General features: G+C 30.7%; 13 protein-coding genes. 3 read left to right on the top strand and 10 right to left on the bottom strand.

Annotated elements, in window-relative coordinates:
- Nucleotides 1-3: 3 nt before the first annotated feature.
- The 5 genes from RIN63_RS05185 to RIN63_RS05165 form a co-directional block, all read right to left on the bottom strand.
- Nucleotides 4-3,210, bottom strand: coding sequence for an FtsX-like permease family protein (locus tag RIN63_RS05185; protein WP_310443627.1), 3,207 nt, complete (start codon nt 3,208-3,210; stop codon nt 4-6).
- The gene (locus tag RIN63_RS05180; protein ID WP_399324317.1) at nt 3,210-3,914 is read right to left on the bottom strand and encodes an ABC transporter ATP-binding protein; all 705 of its coding nucleotides are present in this window, start codon (nt 3,912-3,914) and stop codon (nt 3,210-3,212) included. The genes RIN63_RS05185 and RIN63_RS05180 overlap by 1 nt, the downstream gene beginning before the upstream one ends.
- Nucleotides 3,915-4,110: 196 nt before the next feature.
- Nucleotides 4,111-4,629 (bottom strand): adenine phosphoribosyltransferase, encoded by a 519-nt coding sequence (locus tag RIN63_RS05175; protein ID WP_310443626.1) that lies wholly within the window; start codon nt 4,627-4,629, stop codon nt 4,111-4,113.
- A 192-nt stretch (nt 4,630-4,821) separates the two neighbouring features.
- On the bottom strand, nt 4,822-6,555 hold the full coding sequence (locus tag RIN63_RS05170; RefSeq protein ID WP_310443625.1) for a trypsin-like peptidase domain-containing protein: 1,734 nt from the start codon (nt 6,553-6,555) through the stop codon (nt 4,822-4,824).
- 219 nt (nt 6,556-6,774) lie between these two features.
- Nucleotides 6,775-6,981: a DUF1657 domain-containing protein gene (locus tag RIN63_RS05165; protein ID WP_310443624.1), complete on the bottom strand. Its 207-nt coding sequence runs from the start codon at nt 6,979-6,981 to the stop codon at nt 6,775-6,777.
- A gap of 204 nt (nt 6,982-7,185) precedes the next feature.
- On the opposite strand from RIN63_RS05165, the gene RIN63_RS05160 reads away from it, so the two are divergent.
- The 3 genes from RIN63_RS05160 to RIN63_RS05150 are packed head-to-tail and all read left to right on the top strand — an operon-like array spanning nt 7,186 to nt 11,615.
- Nucleotides 7,186-8,127, top strand: coding sequence for a MoxR family ATPase (locus tag RIN63_RS05160; protein WP_310443623.1), 942 nt, complete (start codon nt 7,186-7,188; stop codon nt 8,125-8,127).
- Nucleotides 8,120-9,325, top strand: a complete 1,206-nt coding sequence (locus RIN63_RS05155; RefSeq protein WP_310443622.1) for a DUF58 domain-containing protein — start codon at nt 8,120-8,122, stop codon at nt 9,323-9,325. Before RIN63_RS05160 ends, RIN63_RS05155 begins: the two co-directional genes overlap by 8 nt.
- Entirely contained in the window at nt 9,318-11,615 is a 2,298-nt protein-coding gene (locus RIN63_RS05150) for a transglutaminase domain-containing protein (RefSeq protein ID WP_310443621.1), read from the top strand. Before RIN63_RS05155 ends, RIN63_RS05150 begins: the two co-directional genes overlap by 8 nt.
- Nucleotides 11,616-11,625: 10 nt before the next feature.
- On the opposite strand, the gene RIN63_RS05145 is transcribed toward RIN63_RS05150, so the two are convergent.
- The 5 genes from RIN63_RS05145 to RIN63_RS05125 are packed head-to-tail and all read right to left on the bottom strand — an operon-like array spanning nt 11,626 to nt 17,465.
- The gene (locus RIN63_RS05145) at nt 11,626-13,794 is read right to left on the bottom strand and encodes a DNA topoisomerase (RefSeq protein WP_310443620.1); all 2,169 of its coding nucleotides are present in this window, start codon (nt 13,792-13,794) and stop codon (nt 11,626-11,628) included.
- A gap of 60 nt (nt 13,795-13,854) precedes the next feature.
- A complete protein-coding gene (locus RIN63_RS05140; RefSeq protein ID WP_310443619.1) occupies nt 13,855-15,129 on the bottom strand; it encodes a radical SAM protein in 1,275 nt (424 codons plus the stop codon).
- A 21-nt stretch (nt 15,130-15,150) separates the two neighbouring features.
- Nucleotides 15,151-16,014, bottom strand: a complete 864-nt coding sequence (locus RIN63_RS05135) for a class I SAM-dependent methyltransferase (protein ID WP_310443618.1) — start codon at nt 16,012-16,014, stop codon at nt 15,151-15,153.
- Nucleotides 16,007-16,576 carry a class I SAM-dependent methyltransferase gene (locus RIN63_RS05130; RefSeq protein WP_310443617.1) on the bottom strand — a complete coding sequence of 190 codons (570 nt, stop codon included), beginning with the start codon at nt 16,574-16,576 and terminating at the stop codon, nt 16,007-16,009. Before RIN63_RS05130 ends, RIN63_RS05135 begins: the two co-directional genes overlap by 8 nt.
- A gap of 4 nt (nt 16,577-16,580) precedes the next feature.
- Nucleotides 16,581-17,465 carry a radical SAM protein gene (locus RIN63_RS05125; protein WP_310443616.1) on the bottom strand — a complete coding sequence of 295 codons (885 nt, stop codon included), beginning with the start codon at nt 17,463-17,465 and terminating at the stop codon, nt 16,581-16,583.
- Nucleotides 17,466-17,548: the final 83 nt, after the last annotated feature.

The following is a 17,548-nucleotide window of genomic DNA, read 5'->3' as shown; positions in this document are numbered from 1 at the left end:
TTTCTAATCCACTGATTTCAATGATTCTACCATTTCAACATTTTTAAGCTTATAGTACATTGCAAAATTTACAAGAATTGCGAAAACTAATGTCAATATTATGGATATAATATGTGACTTAAAACTTAACTTTAGCCCAAACATTATATTATCCATCTCTACTGTTATCATAATAAATCTGTGCAAAATCACGCCCATTACAAGCCCTACCATAGTTCCAATAATAGTAAGGATAGTATTTTCCCTATAGATATATGCAGATACCTCTGAATCATAAAAGCCTAAGACTTTTATAGTTGCGATTTCTCTTATTCTTTCGCTGATGTTCACATTTGTTAAATTATATAAGACTACAAAAGCCAATGCTCCAGCAGATATGATCATTACCATTACAACATAGTTCAAGCTTCTTATTGTGTTTTCAAAATCTTCCTTAACTGTTCTATTGAAATTTACACCTGAAATACCCTCCAAGCTTAATAACTCTGTCGATAATTGATCTTCAATATCCTTAGAAGTATCTTCTAATATGGCAATTGCTTCATTAAATTCCACTTCCTTGTCAAAGATTTCCTCATAATAATTTGCTGATAAATATACATAATTAAAAGTATAATTCTCTGTAATTCCTATAATTTTAACTAATGCCTCATCATTATCAACATTGATAAATGTGATTTCATCTCCAACCTTTACATCTAGACTTTTACCTACTTGTTCAGTGATGACTATACCTTCTTCTGGGATATTAATTTTATTCTCTTTTTTTCGTTCCTGTAGGTGAATAAAACTATCTATATTTTTGATATCTTTTGGAACAACAATCGAAATATCTTTCTTTATATTATTCGATGAAAGAGTACCACTCTCCCTAAGAATTAATTCATAGCTATTTATTTTATCAACTTCATCTAAATATTTTGCTTTACTTGGTTTTATTCCTACTGTCATATCATAGGTAAAGAGAACCCCATATTGCCTATCTACTACAGTTCTAATGGAATCTTTAATACCAAAAGCAGTAAGCATCAATGCAGTACATCCTGCTATTCCTATTACAGTCATGAAGAATCTTCTTTTATATCTGAATATATTTCTAGTTGTAACCTTATAGCTAAAACTAAATCTATTCCAAATAAAAGGTATCCTTTCAAGAAGAATTCTTTTTCCCATTTTTGGTGCCCTCGGTCTCATTAGTGAAGATGGAGATTCTTTTAGTTCATTGTTACAAGCAAGGAAAGTAGTCATGGTTATTAATCCTATTGCTCCTAATGAAATAGCAGTTGCCAATCCTATATTAAAATTTAGAGTAACAGGTGGTAATATATACATAATTCCATAGGCATTAAAAATAACCGTTGGAAATAATGTGTATCCTACTCCAATTCCTATTATGCATCCTAATACCGTTGCAGTTAGCGCATAAATAATGTACTTAGACGCAATAGATCCCTTACTATACCCCAAGGCCTTAAGTGTTCCAATATTTACCCTTTGCTCATCTACCATTCTTGTCATTGTAGTTAAACAAACTAAAGCTGCTACTAAGGCAAAGAAAATTGGAAAAACTTTAGACAAAGCATCAATTCTATCAGCTGCCCCACCATAATCCACATAAGAATAGTGGCTATCTCTATCTAGAACATACCATTTTCCCTTCTCTACCTTACTTAATTTTCTCTCCCCATCCTCTATCTTTTTCCAAGCATCTGCTAATTCTTTGTCAGCTTTATTCTTTCCCTCTAAATATTCCTTTTCACCATCCAAAAGTTTGATTTTTGCTTCTTCAATATCTCTTCTTGCTTTTTTAAATTCAGCGATACCTGTCTCTTCGCCTTCTATAAGTTTTACTTTTTCTTCTTCTAAAGCTTTCCTTGAGGATAATAGCAGCTCCTTTGCATTATTTAGCTCCTCTTCTCCTTTATTTAATTCAAATCTTCCTGCTTCTAATTGTCTTTTTCCATCTTCCACTGATTTTTTTGTACCTTCTAACATAGCAATTGCAGTTTGTAAATCAGAATTAATTTTTTGCCTTTGTTCATCTGCTAATAAAGGGTTTTCTAAAGCTGAGTTAATTTGTGAAATACTCTCTTCTAATTTAAGTAATCCTTCTTCTCCCTTTTCTATTTCATTTTCAGCATTTTTAAAGTTTTCCTCTGCTATAGCCTTCTGTTCACTGAAAGCTTTTAATCCATTTTCGTATTCTATTTCTCCAGCTGACAAATCCTTTTCTGCATTGGCTATTTTTTCTTTACCATCTTGGATTTTTACATTAAACTCCTTTTCCTCTCCACTAAGTTTCATTTCTCCACTGGCTATATCAATTTTTGCATCTTCAATATCTCTTAATACATCCGATAATTTTTCCTCTACTTTCACTTTCTCCTCTAAATATTCATTTTTACCTTTTTCTATTTCTGCTCTTCCTTCAGATAATATCTCCTTATGCCTTATTATTTCCCTATCCTTAGCTAAGTTCTTTAACTCGTCTGTAACATTATCAACTATATGAAAATATTCATCTTTGTAAGAATTTAGTTCTGTTGCACCGTCTACAGTAGCAAATATATCTGTATATACTTCAAGCTTAAAGTTTTCCTGTGGAATCATAATGAAGTTTCTTACCTGTCCATTGCCTATATTGCTACTCCCTTTTTCGAAGGATAAGTAATATGGTGTTTGAACAGTACCTACTACCTTATACCCTGTATTTTTAAGACTCTCAGATAGAAGCTCATCCTTACCTGAGGACAGTTGAATTGTAGAACCTAAAGGTACGCTAATAGAACCATTTTTTCCTTCTTCAATAACACATTCATTTGGTTTTTCTGGTAATCTTCCCTTTACTAATCTCACTCTATTTACTATATTATCTGAGGCAATACCGTGCACCCTAAGTACAGCTTCTGCATCATTAAATCTTGCCAAAGCATCTATTGTATAGGTAGCAAAGGTCTCCTTTATTCCTTCTATTTTACTTATTTCATCTAAATCTTTTTCCGTTAAACCTAATGTTGACAAAATTCTTATATCCATTAAATTATAATCATCATAATATTTATCCGCAGTAAATTTCATATCCTCTGGAGCTATTTTTAGTCCTGAAAAGAAAGCTACTCCCAAAGCTATAATTGCTGCAATAGATAAAAACCTACCTAGAGATTTTTTTATATCCCTTACAATATCTTTACTTAATGCATTTATTTCCACTACCACTCAATCCTTTCTACGGAAATAGGATTGCTATTTATAGTTTGACTTTCAACCTTACCATTTCTAACTTTAATCACCTTATCTCCCATAGGAGTTATAGCTAGATTGTGAGTGATTACAACTACAGTCATTCCCATATTTCGACATGTATCTTGTAGAAGCTTTAATATAGATTTCCCTGTATTATAATCTAATGCTCCAGTAGGTTCATCACAAAGAAGAAGCTTGGGATTCTTTGCTAATGCTCTTGCTATTGCAACTCTTTGCTGTTCTCCTCCTGATAGTTGCGCGGGAAAATTCTTCTTTCTATTACTAAGCCCTACTGCTTCTAATATCTCCTCAGGATTTAAAGGATGTTTACATATTTGTGTTGCCAATTCTACATTCTCAATAGCAGTTAAGTTTTGTACTAAATTATAAAATTGAAATACAAAACCTATACCGTGTCTTCTATAGGTAATAAGTTCCTTATTAGAAAAAGAGCTTACTTCATTATTATCCACTATTACGGTTCCAGAGCTAACTGTATCCATACCACCTAGTATATTTAGTATAGTACTCTTCCCTGCTCCACTTGCACCAGCTACTATAACAAATTCTCCTTTATCAATAGAAAAATCAACTCCGCTTAATGCCTCTATCTCTACTTCACCCATTCTATATATCTTTTTTACATCTTTAAATTCAATATAGCTTTCCAATTTTCATCTACTCCTTATCAAAGATACATATTATATACTAATATAATTCTATTAAATATTATTTTATATTAACCATTATCAAAGATAAAGCTCATATGTAAACAAAAAGACTATCTCTTATAGATTTATTCCTATAAAAAGATAGCCCTAATCAATCGTATATTTTTTGTTAATTTGTTATTCTATCTTATCTGTACTATTCATCATATTTAACCAAGGAATTAACATGATACTTTTCTAGTTTATCTCTTCCTTTTAGAAACTCAAGTTCAATTAAAAATTCTAATGCAACGACTTCTCCACCTATTGACTCTATTAACTTTGTAGCTGATAATACCGTGCCTCCTGTAGCTAGTAGATCGTCTACTATGGCAATTCTTTTGCCTTCTTCTATTGCATCACGATGTATTTCAAGAGTATTGCTACCATATTCTAATTCATATTCATGACTAATGGTTTCAGCTGGTAATTTCCCAGGTTTCCTAACAGGAATAAATCCAACGCCTAAAGCATAAGCCACTGCTGCACCTAATAAAAATCCTCTAGCTTCTGGACCTGCTATGTAGTCCACTTCTTTATCCTCTAAATCGGATACTATAAGGTCAACAACTTCTTTAAATGCGTCCTTATCCTTAGTCAAAGTAGTTATATCCTTAAAACTAATACCTTTCTCTGGAAAATCCTCGATTACTCTAATTTTAGATTTAAGATCCAAACAAAATCCCTCCTAAATTGGAATTAAAATTATTACTACATTAGTCTATCATATATTCTTACTTTTTTCTTGTATATTTTTTACATTAATTATATTGTTTTAATCTTTTGAACATAAAGAACCTACAGATTCACTCTAGAAAAAGCAAATCTATAGGTTCTTATAATATTGAAACACCATTTATTTCCCTATTTAATTAGTATCTTTAACCACTTCATCAACCTTTGTTCCACATCCTTTACAAAACTTATCACTTGCTTCAATTGGTTGATTACATTTTACACAGTTACTAGGATATTGATTTTGGGAAGAAAAATCATATCCACATCCACTACAAAATCTTGAATCTATTGATAGTGTTTTACCACATTTAACACAATTCTTGCTATTACTATCTAAACTCTTAGGCTTAGGTGTAGAATCTACTGATATTATATCTTCCTTAGATTTCCTTCTTTTCTTGCTAGTAACTAAAAATACTATGACTAAAATCAATACTATTATACTTATTGCACCACCTACAATTAATAAGATTCTTTTCATATTAGTTGTATTTTCATCAATTTCTATATTAGTTGATATTGTAGGGACAGCATTAGTCGGCTCACCTTTTGGTTGTTGATCTGCCAAAGAACGAGCTTCTGCAAGCAATTCCGCTACTACTGGATACCCCGGATTTGTCTCGTTTAATCCACGTAATATATCTAAGGCTTCTGAATATTTTTCACCTTGAAAAAATGATAAAGCTTTTTTGTATTGAGTTGTGAACTGGCTCTCAATTGGTTTAACATTTATCTCATTCAAAAATTGATTTACCACGCTAATAGGGACTGCAAAATTCATACCAGCAACTTGAGCCCCACTATTTTGATCAAGCATACCAAATGTATTGATGCCAATTACCTCTCCAGCTTCGTTAAATAATGGCCCTCCAGAATTCCCTCCATGGATTGCTGCATCTGTTTGAAGAATACTCCAACCTCCTGACATTTCTTTACGGGCAGAAATAATTCCACTAGTTAGTGTCGGTTCTTGAATTGCCTGTGCTACATTTAGTGCATCAGACAAGGTAGCAACTGCAGGATAACCCATGGCATAGACCTTATCCCCTGTACGTAATTTCGTATCATCTCCTAATGTAACAGTAGGTAAATTTGTTTTATCTATCTTCAATATAGCTACATCTTTACCAGGGATAGGTACACCCATTTTACGCAAATCAAGTCCTACACCTTTAGCACTAACATCTGAGCCTGGGATTACATTACCTAAATAACACTGGTAGCTTGTTTGAAGATTATTAATATCAATTTGATAAGATAAAATATTATAAAATGCATTCATTAGTCCATCAATTTCTTCTTGACTCATGTCATAACCCACAGTTCTCATTTCTGATGCAAAACTATTGGTGCCTTCAATGGCATAATCTTGAAGTGTATTTACAACGAAGTTATAATATAATTCTTCTTCATTTGTAGCTACCACATGAGCATTTGTAATCAAATAGCCATCAGGAGTAACAATAAATCCTGTTCCTACAGCAGCAGTGCTAGCTTCCTCCACATAAGTATTTCCTGTAGTAAAGATATATGAAGCCATGTTCTCAATCATTAATTGCACCATTACTGAATACATAGCCTGTTCAGTATTTGGAATTTCACCGCTTTCTACCAAACTACCAACTGCATTGGTTAAATCATCTTCAAATCCACTTGTAAAAGCAAATTCGTATAATGTAAGGTCCGCCGTCCAAACTGTTTGAACTAATACTACCCCAGGCTTATTTATCATTGCTAGAGAACGAGTATCTAAAACTATGTTTTCTAGCCCAGATTTTGCTTCAACATTAGGTATCATAATAAATGTAAATAATAATATAATGACTATAAACTGACAAGGAAATCGTAATGCAGATCTTCTCAAAAAAACTCCTCCTTTTTTAAATATCACTACTTTTCACAAAAAATAATTCTAATTATAATATATTCTATTAATTTCTTAATGCATGTAAAAATACAATCATAAAATTTATATATAATTGCCTTTAATTAAGATTATATAAAAGAAAAAAGCACCCTACATATAGGAATATTTAGAGGGACAGGATTTTTTCCTGCCCCTCGTTTTCAATTCTAAGTATTTCTACTGTTGCTGATTTAAAGTATTATTTTGATTCAGATAGTCTAATCTAGTATTTAGAAATTGAAGATGACTTTCTACTTCAGTTCCCATTCTATTGAACATGTTTTTAGCTTGATTATCCTCTGTTGCTTGAGCCATCATACTATAACTGCCTTTCATTGCTTCACAAGAGGCAATTGCTTGTTGTAAATCACTTTGTACTGTCATTTTTATCACCTCACATTCTAAATTAGGTTAACCAAAAATATCTTAAAAATTCGCAAAGAATTACAAAATAAAATAACAATGTAATACTCTTGAGTTTTGTGATATATTATTAGTTAGATAATTGAAAATATTACCTATTTTAAAACAATTTGCTTGGACAAGTTGCATCAGCTCATCTATTATAATTTTTTAGGAGGGAAAAATATGTTTAATGAAAATGCTTTAAGGATTTTAGACAATTTGAAAAAAGTAATAATAGGAAAAGATCAAGTCTTGGAAAAGGTTATAATCGCATTACTTGCTCGTGGACATCTATTGATTGAAGATATACCAGGAGTAGGAAAAACAACCTTGGTTAAGTCTCTTGCAAAAAGTATGAACTTATCCTATAAGAGGGTACAATTTACTCCAGATTTAATGCCTTCAGATATTGTAGGTATTAGTGTTTATGATAAAAACACAGGTACATTTCATTTTAAAAAAGGTCCTATCTTTAACCAAATATTTCTTGCTGATGAAATTAATAGAACCTCTCCAAAAACTCAATCTAGTCTCTTGCAGGCTATGGAAGAAGGAGAAATATCTACTGAAGACAATCATTATATTTTAGAAAAACCCTTTATGGTACTAGCAACTCAAAACCCATTGGAATTTCAAGGTACTTTCCCATTACCAGAGGCACAATTGGATAGATTTCTAATGAGATTATCTATGGGATACCCAGATAAACCTAATGAAATAGAAATACTAAAAAACTATCAAACTATTAAGAACCTGGATTCCATTGAAGCTGTAGTATCTCAGGAAGATATATTAGAAATGCAGAGCATGACTGATCAAGTAACAGTACATAATGACATAATGGATTACATAGTAAATATCGCTAATACTACAAGGAATTATAAAGACCTACAGTTAGGGGTTAGTCCAAGAGCTTCTATTGACTTATTAAAAGCATCTAAAGCTAAAGCATTTTTATCTGGACGAGACTATGTCATACCAGATGATGTAAAAGAAATGGTAATCCCTGTACTTGGACATAGATTAATTCTTTCATCTGAAGCTAGAATTGAACGAAAGAACATTGATGATATATTAAATGGAGTTATAAAAAATATATTTATCCCGGTGATAGTAAATGACTAGCTTTAAATATTGGAAACTTTTTATCATTTTTATTATATTTGCTTTTGTAGTATTAGTTGGTGGTGATATGCCATATTTTATTTTATATATATCTCTACTAGCTCTATTACTTCCTTTAATTCATTGTATATATATAATTAGAAAAATCAGTGGAAATATTAGTATTCCATCTGGTTCTCTATTTATTGGAGACAATATAGATATAGAGTATACAATAGAAAATAATAGCCCTTTTCCTATTCCTTTTATGGAAATACAAAGCTATATTTCTGAGGAATTAACAGGAATAAAATCTCCTAAGATAATCTTATCTCTTGATAAGAGACAAGCTTATTCAGAGAAGGAGAGATTGGTATTAAGGAAAAGGGGTTCCTATGATATTGGTGATATTGAAGTTAATGTACGAGATATCTTTGGGTTTTATTCTTTTAAAAAGAAACTATCCAGTGAAACATCTCTTATTGTATATCCTGAAATAGTTAATCTATCTACTTTTAAAGTAATTGTTAGTCAACAATCAGGGGAATTGTTAGTACATAATTCTGCTTTCCAAGACCGAAGTCGAACTACTTCTTTTCGAAATTATAGAGAAGGTGATTCTATAAAACAAATACATTGGAAGCTATCATCAAAATCTGATAATCTAATTATTAAAGATTTTGAAAATCGAGGAGATACAAATGCAATAATATTAATCGATAATTATAAGGAACTATATTTAAAAGATGTAAATCGTCAAATAGAAGATAAGGTAGCACATACTGCACTTAGTCTTATTAATTATTTTTTAAATCAAAATGTAGAAGTCATTTTAGAGACTCAAAATAGTGAGGCTCCAATTGTAATTCAAGGCCAGCATAAATCTGATATAAAACCTTTTATTGAAGTATTAGCAAGGTTTAAGGGTAATGGTTTACATAGTTTTACATCTATTTATTCATCAAAAATTGAATATATCAAAAAAGGTTCAACCATTATCATTATTACTCCACATTTAGATAAAGAAATGGGAGCTTATGGAATTGATTTAAAAATGAAAGGTCTAAAGCCCTTATTCATAGCTATTACAGATATAGAAAATAAAAATGGATATATAGACCTATTGGTTAAGAAAAGGTTGAATGAAGATGGAATTACAGTATACATTATAGACCACTATACAAGTATAAAAGAAGCTTTGGAGGTTACCCATGAATAAACTTTCATCTAATAAACAAGCATTTATGCTTAATACAATTTACATAGTTTTTGTCTTTTCTCTTGTATATATGCTAGCTCTGGGAATAGGATTAGATTTAAACATTACACTACAACTACTCATTATCTTATTAGAAAGTGCTTTAGTTAAGTTTTTTCTTTTATATCCTTTGGTGCTTTATGGCCTATTAGTACTTAGCTTTATTTCTTCTATTTTAGTAAACCATTACATTACTCCCTTTATTCCCGATTTCTTAGAGAGGTCTTACTTTTTAATTTCTAATATAATAGATAATCTCCAAGGCAAAGAAAATATTGCTACATCTAATCTATTACCATTTTGGATAATCCTCATAGCTTTAGTAAGCCTCTTCACTGCAAATATACTATTTAAAGCAAAAAATATTTACTTGCTTCTTCCTCTATATATTGGAGCTTTTATATATTATTGGTATGCTTTCTATGATCAAGCTTATTTGATGATTGCTATCTTTTTACTAGGCTTTTTTATTTTAATGGGGATGAATAGATACAACAAAAAAGAACTTGACTCTCAAAGTGTCAGTTCTGATGATTATGATAGAACTTATAATCTTTGGATTGGGACAGCCATTAAATATAGTATTTTGATTGTTGTTTTAGCCCTTATACTTCCTAAAAGTAATAACTATATTCAATGGCCATGGCTTCAACATAAAATCTATACAAAATTCCCTATTGTAGAAGAATTGCGTTCCTATAATAATTTTTTGAGAAGTTCAGGTCATGCTTATCTCTTTGATTTTTCCACAACTGGCTATCAAGGAACGACATCACGATTAGGAGGTCCAGTAGTCTTAAATAGTAGAAAAATAATGTCTGTATACGCTGATGGCCCTACTTATTTGCGTGGAAATGTAAAGAAAAGCTACACTGGGAATTCCTGGGTGAATACTGAGACTTTTTGGGAAGATTATTCTTTACGACAAGATTTTAGCAAGCTTTCACTATTTGATAAGGAAATGTACTACGATGAATCAGATATTACCATTGTCAATCATTCTTTTGCCTCAACTACACTATTTTCTCCCTATAAGCCATCAGCAGTTTTTTATAATGGCAATCATAAAGTCAAGGTCAGTTCTGATGAAACCATGTTTTTTGATAATGGTGTTTACCAAAGGGAGTCTTACTTAATCAAAATACAAAAACCTCTTTCCTATGAAAAAATAGTATCTCTAGGGATTCTTAATAAAAAGGATCAAGTGAAAAATCTAGATTCTTATTTACATCTGCCTGAGGACAAAATAACCGAAAGGACAAAAAACTTAGTAAAGGAGATTGTAAAAGATTCAAAAGATGACTTTGAAAAGGCTGTTGCTATTGAGACTTATCTTAGAAAGAATTATCAATATAGTATAGATGTAGATGAAGTGCCTAACAATCAAGAATTCATTGATTATTTTCTCTTTGAAGGAAAAGAAGGATACTGTACTTATTATGCAACTGCTATGGCTATTATGCTTAGATTAGAAGGTATTCCAAGCAGATACATAGAGGGCTATTTGGCTCAAGATTTAGTAGAGCCTGGATTATATGAAGTAAAACATGAAAATGCTCATACTTGGGTTGAAGCATTTATAGAGCCTGTTGGTTGGATGACATTTGAATCCACACCAGCTTATTCTATAGAACCAAGATTTATAGAAAATAGCCCAATTATAGATAGCAGTGTAAATCCGGAAAAAGTAAATGAAAATCAAAATAATGTCATTAGGGATGTAGGAGAAGATATATTTGAAAATTCTACTGATATAGAAGATGGTAAAATAAATCCTAGTAATAATACAGATCAAACAGATAACGCTACAGATATATCTAAAAATAATATAATGATATTTATAGGAATTTTATTATTATTTATACCAGTGAAGTTTATAATTACTTTCATACTATTTAATTATAAGGAATTGAATTCTCAAAAATTAAATAATAAAGAAAGGATAGTCTATCTATATAATCAGATACTTCAACTTGCGGAACTACTTGGCCATCCACAAAAACATGGTGAAACACATTTTGACTACTCTAATCGTGTAGCACATAGGTTTTCTAAATTTGATGAAAAGGGAATAAAAGAAATCACAGAAATATTTGTAAAGAGTAAATATAGCAACTCTCCTACATTCAACGAAGATGTACAAAGCCTAATTGAATATAGAAAGAGTATGGAAAACCACCTAAGAAAAAATTGGGGTCCTCTTCTCTACTTTTATCGCAAATATCTAGGATTTGGATATATGAAAAATTGAGGAAACTACTTTAGCTTATAAACTCTATTTCCCAATTATAATAACCAGTTTCCTCTTTATAAACATATTTAAAATAAGCAGAAAATATTTTTCCTTTTCTGCTTTTTAAATTTCTAAACCCAACCTTACCATTCACTAATAGTAGTTCTACCATTTCCTTAGAAACCTTCTTACCAAAAGATTGAATATATTTATCCTCTTTCCAAATTGTGAATTTACAGCCATTCTTCCAATTAATACACCCAAAGTTTTTTTCATTTTCTACTACATCATTTCCACATGTAGGACATTTACCTATGCTCTCTACTCCATCTTCTAACTCAACCTTAAATTTACTTAACATAGATGTATCATTTTTTATAGCATTTACTGCATCTATGGTAAAATCCTTAATCATATTCAAGAATTCTTCTTTATTAAACCTGTTTTTTTCTATATCGGATAATGTTTTTTCTAACCTGCCAGTATATTCTAAATCTAATAATTCCTTGCATGGAAATATTTCAACTATTGTTCTACCAAGCTCTGTGCAAGTTAGACTTTTACCTTTTGTTTGTATATATCCTATATCTTTCAATTTTTTTATGGTCTCTGCTCTAGTAGCAGGAGTTCCAATAGAAAAGCCACTTAAGATAGAAGCCATCATTTCTTCAGTATTTTCTGTATCTTCTTCATCTTTAAAATTCTTACCACATGTCTCCATAATCCTTAAAAGTGTCTTTTCAATATGAAGTTTAGGAGGCTTTTTAGTTACTGAATTTACATTGCTATCTACGACATTTACGATTTCTCTTTCAGAAACCATTGGTAAAATAGTGTCCTTGTTTTCTGTTTTCTCAACAACACGCCATCCTTCTACTATCTGAACCTTTCCCTTTGAAATAAATATACCTTTAATAGCATCCTCATTTGCTTTTGATACAAGTTTAGTCTCTTCATACTCAGCAATAGGTAAAAATTGCATTATAAATCTATCTTTAATTGCATTATATACAACAGATTCATCATTATTCAATTTAGTTGGCTTAATATAGGTTGGAGTTATGGCACTATGGCCTTCTACCTTTGTATTATCAAACACCCTTTTGTTATCAACAAATTCAATTTGATTTACATATGGTAAACCCTTCTTCAATACATTCAATACTTTCTCAGTTTTTTCTTTTAAACTTTCCTCTAATGCAACACTGCCAGTCCTAGGATATGTAATAAACTTATTCTCATATAGGGATTGTGCCACTTTTAATACCTTATCAGATGTCCATCCTTTATACTTGCTGGTTACATATCCTTGTAAATTTGTTAGATTGAATAACAGAGGTGCATAATCTCTTTTCTTATCTATTTGTTTTTCTATAATTTCTGCATTATTATCTTTTAAAACTTTACTTATATCTTCTAGTGTTTTTTTATCATCAAATTTCTCATTGTCAGATTCATAATAAAGTCCTTCAAATTCCTCATTATCTTTTGTTTTAAATCTTGCTATTAACTTATAATAAGTTGAAGATTCAAATGTTTCTATTTCCTTATCTCTATCATAAATAATCTTTAATGTTGGTAACAGTACTCGGCCTATGTTTAATATTTTCTTATTATCAGTGCTATATCTTAATGTTGCTACAGAAGTTAAATTTATTCCTATAATCCAATCTGCCAATTGTCTTCCAATACCTGCATCTTGAAGTGTTTGCATTTCTTCATTAGGTTTTAAATTTGCAATACCCTTTTTCACTTCGTCTTCTGTCCACTCGTTCAATAACATTCTGAATACAGGCTTTTTCTCATTGAAATAGATAAATAATTCATCCCCAATAACCTGCCCTTCTCTATCAAAATCTGTGGCAGATATAATTGCATCAACATCAGTTCTATCAATAAGTCCTTTTATTGTATTAAGTTGTTTTTCTGCACCCTTATCCACTGAATTTCTATCAGTATTATGGCATTTTATCTTGTATTGAAATTTCTCTGGAATAAAGGGAAACTTATCCATTCTCCAACCTTTCATATTTTCATCGTAGTCTTTTGCGTCAAATAACTGTAACAAATGACCAAAAGCCCATGTAATGATATAGTCTTCTCCTTCAAAATAGCCATCTTTTCTTAATTTGATATTTAGAGCATCAGCTATGTTTTTTGCTACTGAGGGTTTTTCTGCTATGATTACTTTTTTCAATTAATACATCTCCTATATCAAAATCTTTTCTTCCCTAAATAAATTATTTTTCGAATATATCTATTGAAGATTCCTATAATACTCAGGTAATTTATTTGATTTGCATTTTTTGCAGATGGCTATAGATTCTTCCTTACACAATGGTAGCTCTCCTCCTGCCTTACTATAGACTTCTGCATTTACTTTTTGAGCAAAACATCCGATCTTTGGCATTCCTATTATTTCATTCATTTCTTTCCATAATTCATTTATTCTTTTTTCACCTATGTATCCAAAATTCATTGGTACAAAATCACATGGATATAGCTGCCCAGAAGCACTAATATATGAGTGTTGTGCCCCAGCACCACAACCGTATTTCTCTTCGCTTTCTGTATATGCAAAGGTTGTAATCTTAGGGAGATCACTCTTTTTATTGGCTTTATGCTGTATATCTATTAATCTTTTTCTATCTTCAGTGCTATATAGCACTTTACTCAAATCTTTTTCAGTTAGAAGCTTTCCACTTAAAATAGGCTCTAATATTTTTACTTCATGAGCACCACTTTCTTTCGCTAATTTAAATAATTTAAAGAGTTCCTCTTGGTCTATTTCTTCTTTTAGGACAACTGTTTGTGCTAGAGTATAAAGACCTACTTTTCTTGAATTTTCAATAGCATTTAGAGCAAAATCATGTGCCTTGGGGCTATTTCTATTATGATTATGCTTTTCCTTATCATATGAATCAAGGCTTATTCCAATACTAAATAATCCTCTATCTTTTAATTCCTTAGCCTTATCAAATGTCAAATTATATCCACTAGTAAATAAAGTAGATATACTTCTATCATCTATAGCACCTACTATATCAAATATATCTTCTCTTACCATAGGCTCTCCTCCAGTGAGGCCTATAATAGGAGTTTTCATGTCTTGGATATCATTAATAATATTAATCCATTCTTCCGTAGTTAAATCCTTTTCATCTATTCTGTTTTTAGCACTACAATAAACACAGTTATTAGGACATTTATTTGTTAAGCTTAGATACATAGAAATGGGAGCAGATCTCTTTGCCTGTATTTGTTGAGTAAATATGTTTTCTGCTTTCTCAACAGCCATTATATTTGTATAAAATGCTCTTGAAGGAAATGGAGGTAGGAAAGCACTTATTATATATTTATCCTCAAAGTTTACTATTTTCTCTCCCCTTAACATACTTGAAATTAATTTAATATATTTATGTATATTGAAATTACTATCTTCTTTGAAAATATTATACATCTTGTATAGAGAATCAATGACAGCCCTATCAAAGGACATCTTCGTCAAAACTTTTAAATTATTTAAATGCACTCTCATTTCCCCTTTCATGAACTATCTTAGCTTAAATATCCCATATGCAAATTTATGATTAACTTCATACTTACCATCTCTATATTTTTTCTCTTTAATCTCTTTAATTAACTTGTCTTTTATTAAGTCATAATCGTTAAATATACATGCAGTTCCTGCTGCTGCACCAGTTTTATTTAACCAGTCTAAAAGCTGCCCTGGTTCATGAAAAGAAAGTAATACCTCCTCTTCTTCTACCTCTACTCCTTCGAATCCATATCTATTAAACCACTTAATTAGACCTTCTTTTCCATATGGTAAATTTAATCTAATGCCCATAGGTCTAATAACTTTATCTTGGTTGTCCTGCATTACCTTTAAGAATATATCTTCTATCCCAGAAAGAGTTCCTTGAACATTTGTTATTATACATATTATTCCTTCGTCATTTAGTACTCTTTTAAAAAGCTTAAATAGTTCTTTGTAGTTAAAATATGAAAGTGCCCATCCAAAAAATATCATATCGTATTTTTCTTCTGTATTCTTTAAAAATTCAACTCCATCACAATTAACAATATTAATTCTATTATCTTTTAGTATCCTCAGTTGATCAAGCATTTTGTCAGAGTAATCCACCGCTGTTATTTGGCAATCTATATTTTTCTTCAAAAGGTTTTTGCTAATATAGCCTGTTCCACAAGCAAAATCTAATATCTTTAATTCTTCCTCTCTTTCCATCTCTTCAAGTTTTATTATCATATCAGTAAATTTACCCATTTCCTCAATCCACTTAATATATGTATTTGAAACCTTGTTGTATTCATCTCTATAGTTTTCTTTATCTATGACATCTTTTTTCATAAGTTTGAGACCCAATTTAATATAAAACAGTATTTTTTTAAGCATTTTTTTCTCCCCTAATAATAAAAAAATACTTTTTATCAATGAATTTTGTGATTGTGAACTTGCCACTTATAAGATTAATCACATCTTTGCTAGTCCTAAAATATAGCCTCCCAAACAAAGTAAATTCAAAAGCTTTTAGTATTTTAGTTTTTATATGGTTTTTTTCAAAATCTAATATAATTAATTTCCCGTTTTTCTTAAGTACTCTATGGATTTCTTCTATAAGTCTTTGCTGATTCTCTATATGATGCAATATATCAGATAATATAACTATATCCATGCTATTATTTTCAAAGTTTGTATTTAATGCATCTCCCAAGACAGGAGCTACTCTTGTATTTGCCTCAACCTTTGTAAGCATTCCTTTGCTCTCATCTAGTACATATACAATCTTGCAGTCTTTACAAATATATTCTGCTAATTTGCCTGTTCCTCCTCCTATATCCAAAACTATTTCTTCTCCCTGTAATTCCAAGACATCTTTTATTTCATCCATCTTATTTAAATTAAATAGCTTTATGAAATTATCATAATGTTTATATACCCTATCAAATTTTTTCAATACATCACTCCTTCAGATTGAGAAATGAAAAGCTCAGTTGCTCATACTGTTTTTCTTCAAAAGTATGCATGTATTCAAAAACCTTGTTGGGTCCAAATAGAATATTATTTTCCTTGCAGGCATTCTTTACTAATTCCATTAAGTAATTATTATTTGGACTACCTACCTCATAACTATTTCCATATTCTCTTATATATCTTTCTTTTAGTCCAGGAAAATGAATATCTAGATTTTTATAATAAAACTCCCTGTTGCCGTCTCTCAAAGTCAACCCCATACCAAAGCAAATAATTCCCTTTACCTTCGCTTCTATGCAATAGCTTAAAAGTCCCTTTATATTGTCCTCAGTGTCATTTATATATGGTAAAATTGGACATATCCAAACCACTGTAGGTATATTATTATCTCTCATAATCTTCAATACTTCAAATCTTTCTCTAGTAGTTGATACATTAGGTTCTAGGATTTTACACAAATCTTCATCGTATGTTGTTAAGGTCATTTGTACAACACATTTTGATTTTTTATTGATGCTTTTTAATAAGTCTAAATCTCTTAGAATCATGTTTGATTTCGTCTGAATTGCTAATCCAAATCCATATGAATTTATTATTTCTAAACATTTTCTTGTATGATTAAGTTGTAATTCTAATGGTATATATGGATCAGTCATTGCACCTGTACCTATCATACACTTTTTTCGCTTTTTTCGAAGGGCTTGTTCTAGTAATTCTGGTGCATTTTTCTTTACTTCGATATCTTCAAAATCATGATTGATTTGATAACATCGACTCCTAGAATCACAATAAATACATCCATGAGAGCATCCTCGATATATATTCATTCCGTTTTTAGCTGATAATAATCCTTTTGCTATGACCTCATGCACTATTTTTCCTCCTCTCAGAAAAAGGGTTAATTCTATTTCTTAATCTAGTCTCTTTCCACCCTACTACAAATTTCTAATTGTCC

Origin of the sequence: Tissierella sp. (genome assembly GCF_031460495.1) — a bacterium.
GTDB lineage: Bacteria > Bacillota > Clostridia > Tissierellales > Tissierellaceae > JAVKTS01.
The sequence above is the reverse complement of the archived record's forward strand: the minus strand, read 5'-3'. Positions and strand labels throughout refer to the sequence as shown.

What these genes read in the sequence shown, in the direction of transcription:
- RIN63_RS05165 (WP_310443624.1), bottom strand. Translation starts at nt 6,981, where the DNA reads ATGACAGTACAAAGTGATTTACAACAAGCAATTGCCTCTTGTGAAGCA.
- RIN63_RS05160 (WP_310443623.1), top strand. Translation starts at nt 7,186, where the DNA reads ATGTTTAATGAAAATGCTTTAAGGATTTTAGACAATTTGAAAAAAGTA.
- RIN63_RS05155 (WP_310443622.1), top strand. Translation starts at nt 8,120, where the DNA reads ATGACTAGCTTTAAATATTGGAAACTTTTTATCATTTTTATTATATTT.
- RIN63_RS05150 (WP_310443621.1), top strand. Translation starts at nt 9,318, where the DNA reads ATGAATAAACTTTCATCTAATAAACAAGCATTTATGCTTAATACAATT.
- RIN63_RS05135 (WP_310443618.1), bottom strand. Translation starts at nt 16,014, where the DNA reads ATGCTTAAAAAAATACTGTTTTATATTAAATTGGGTCTCAAACTTATG.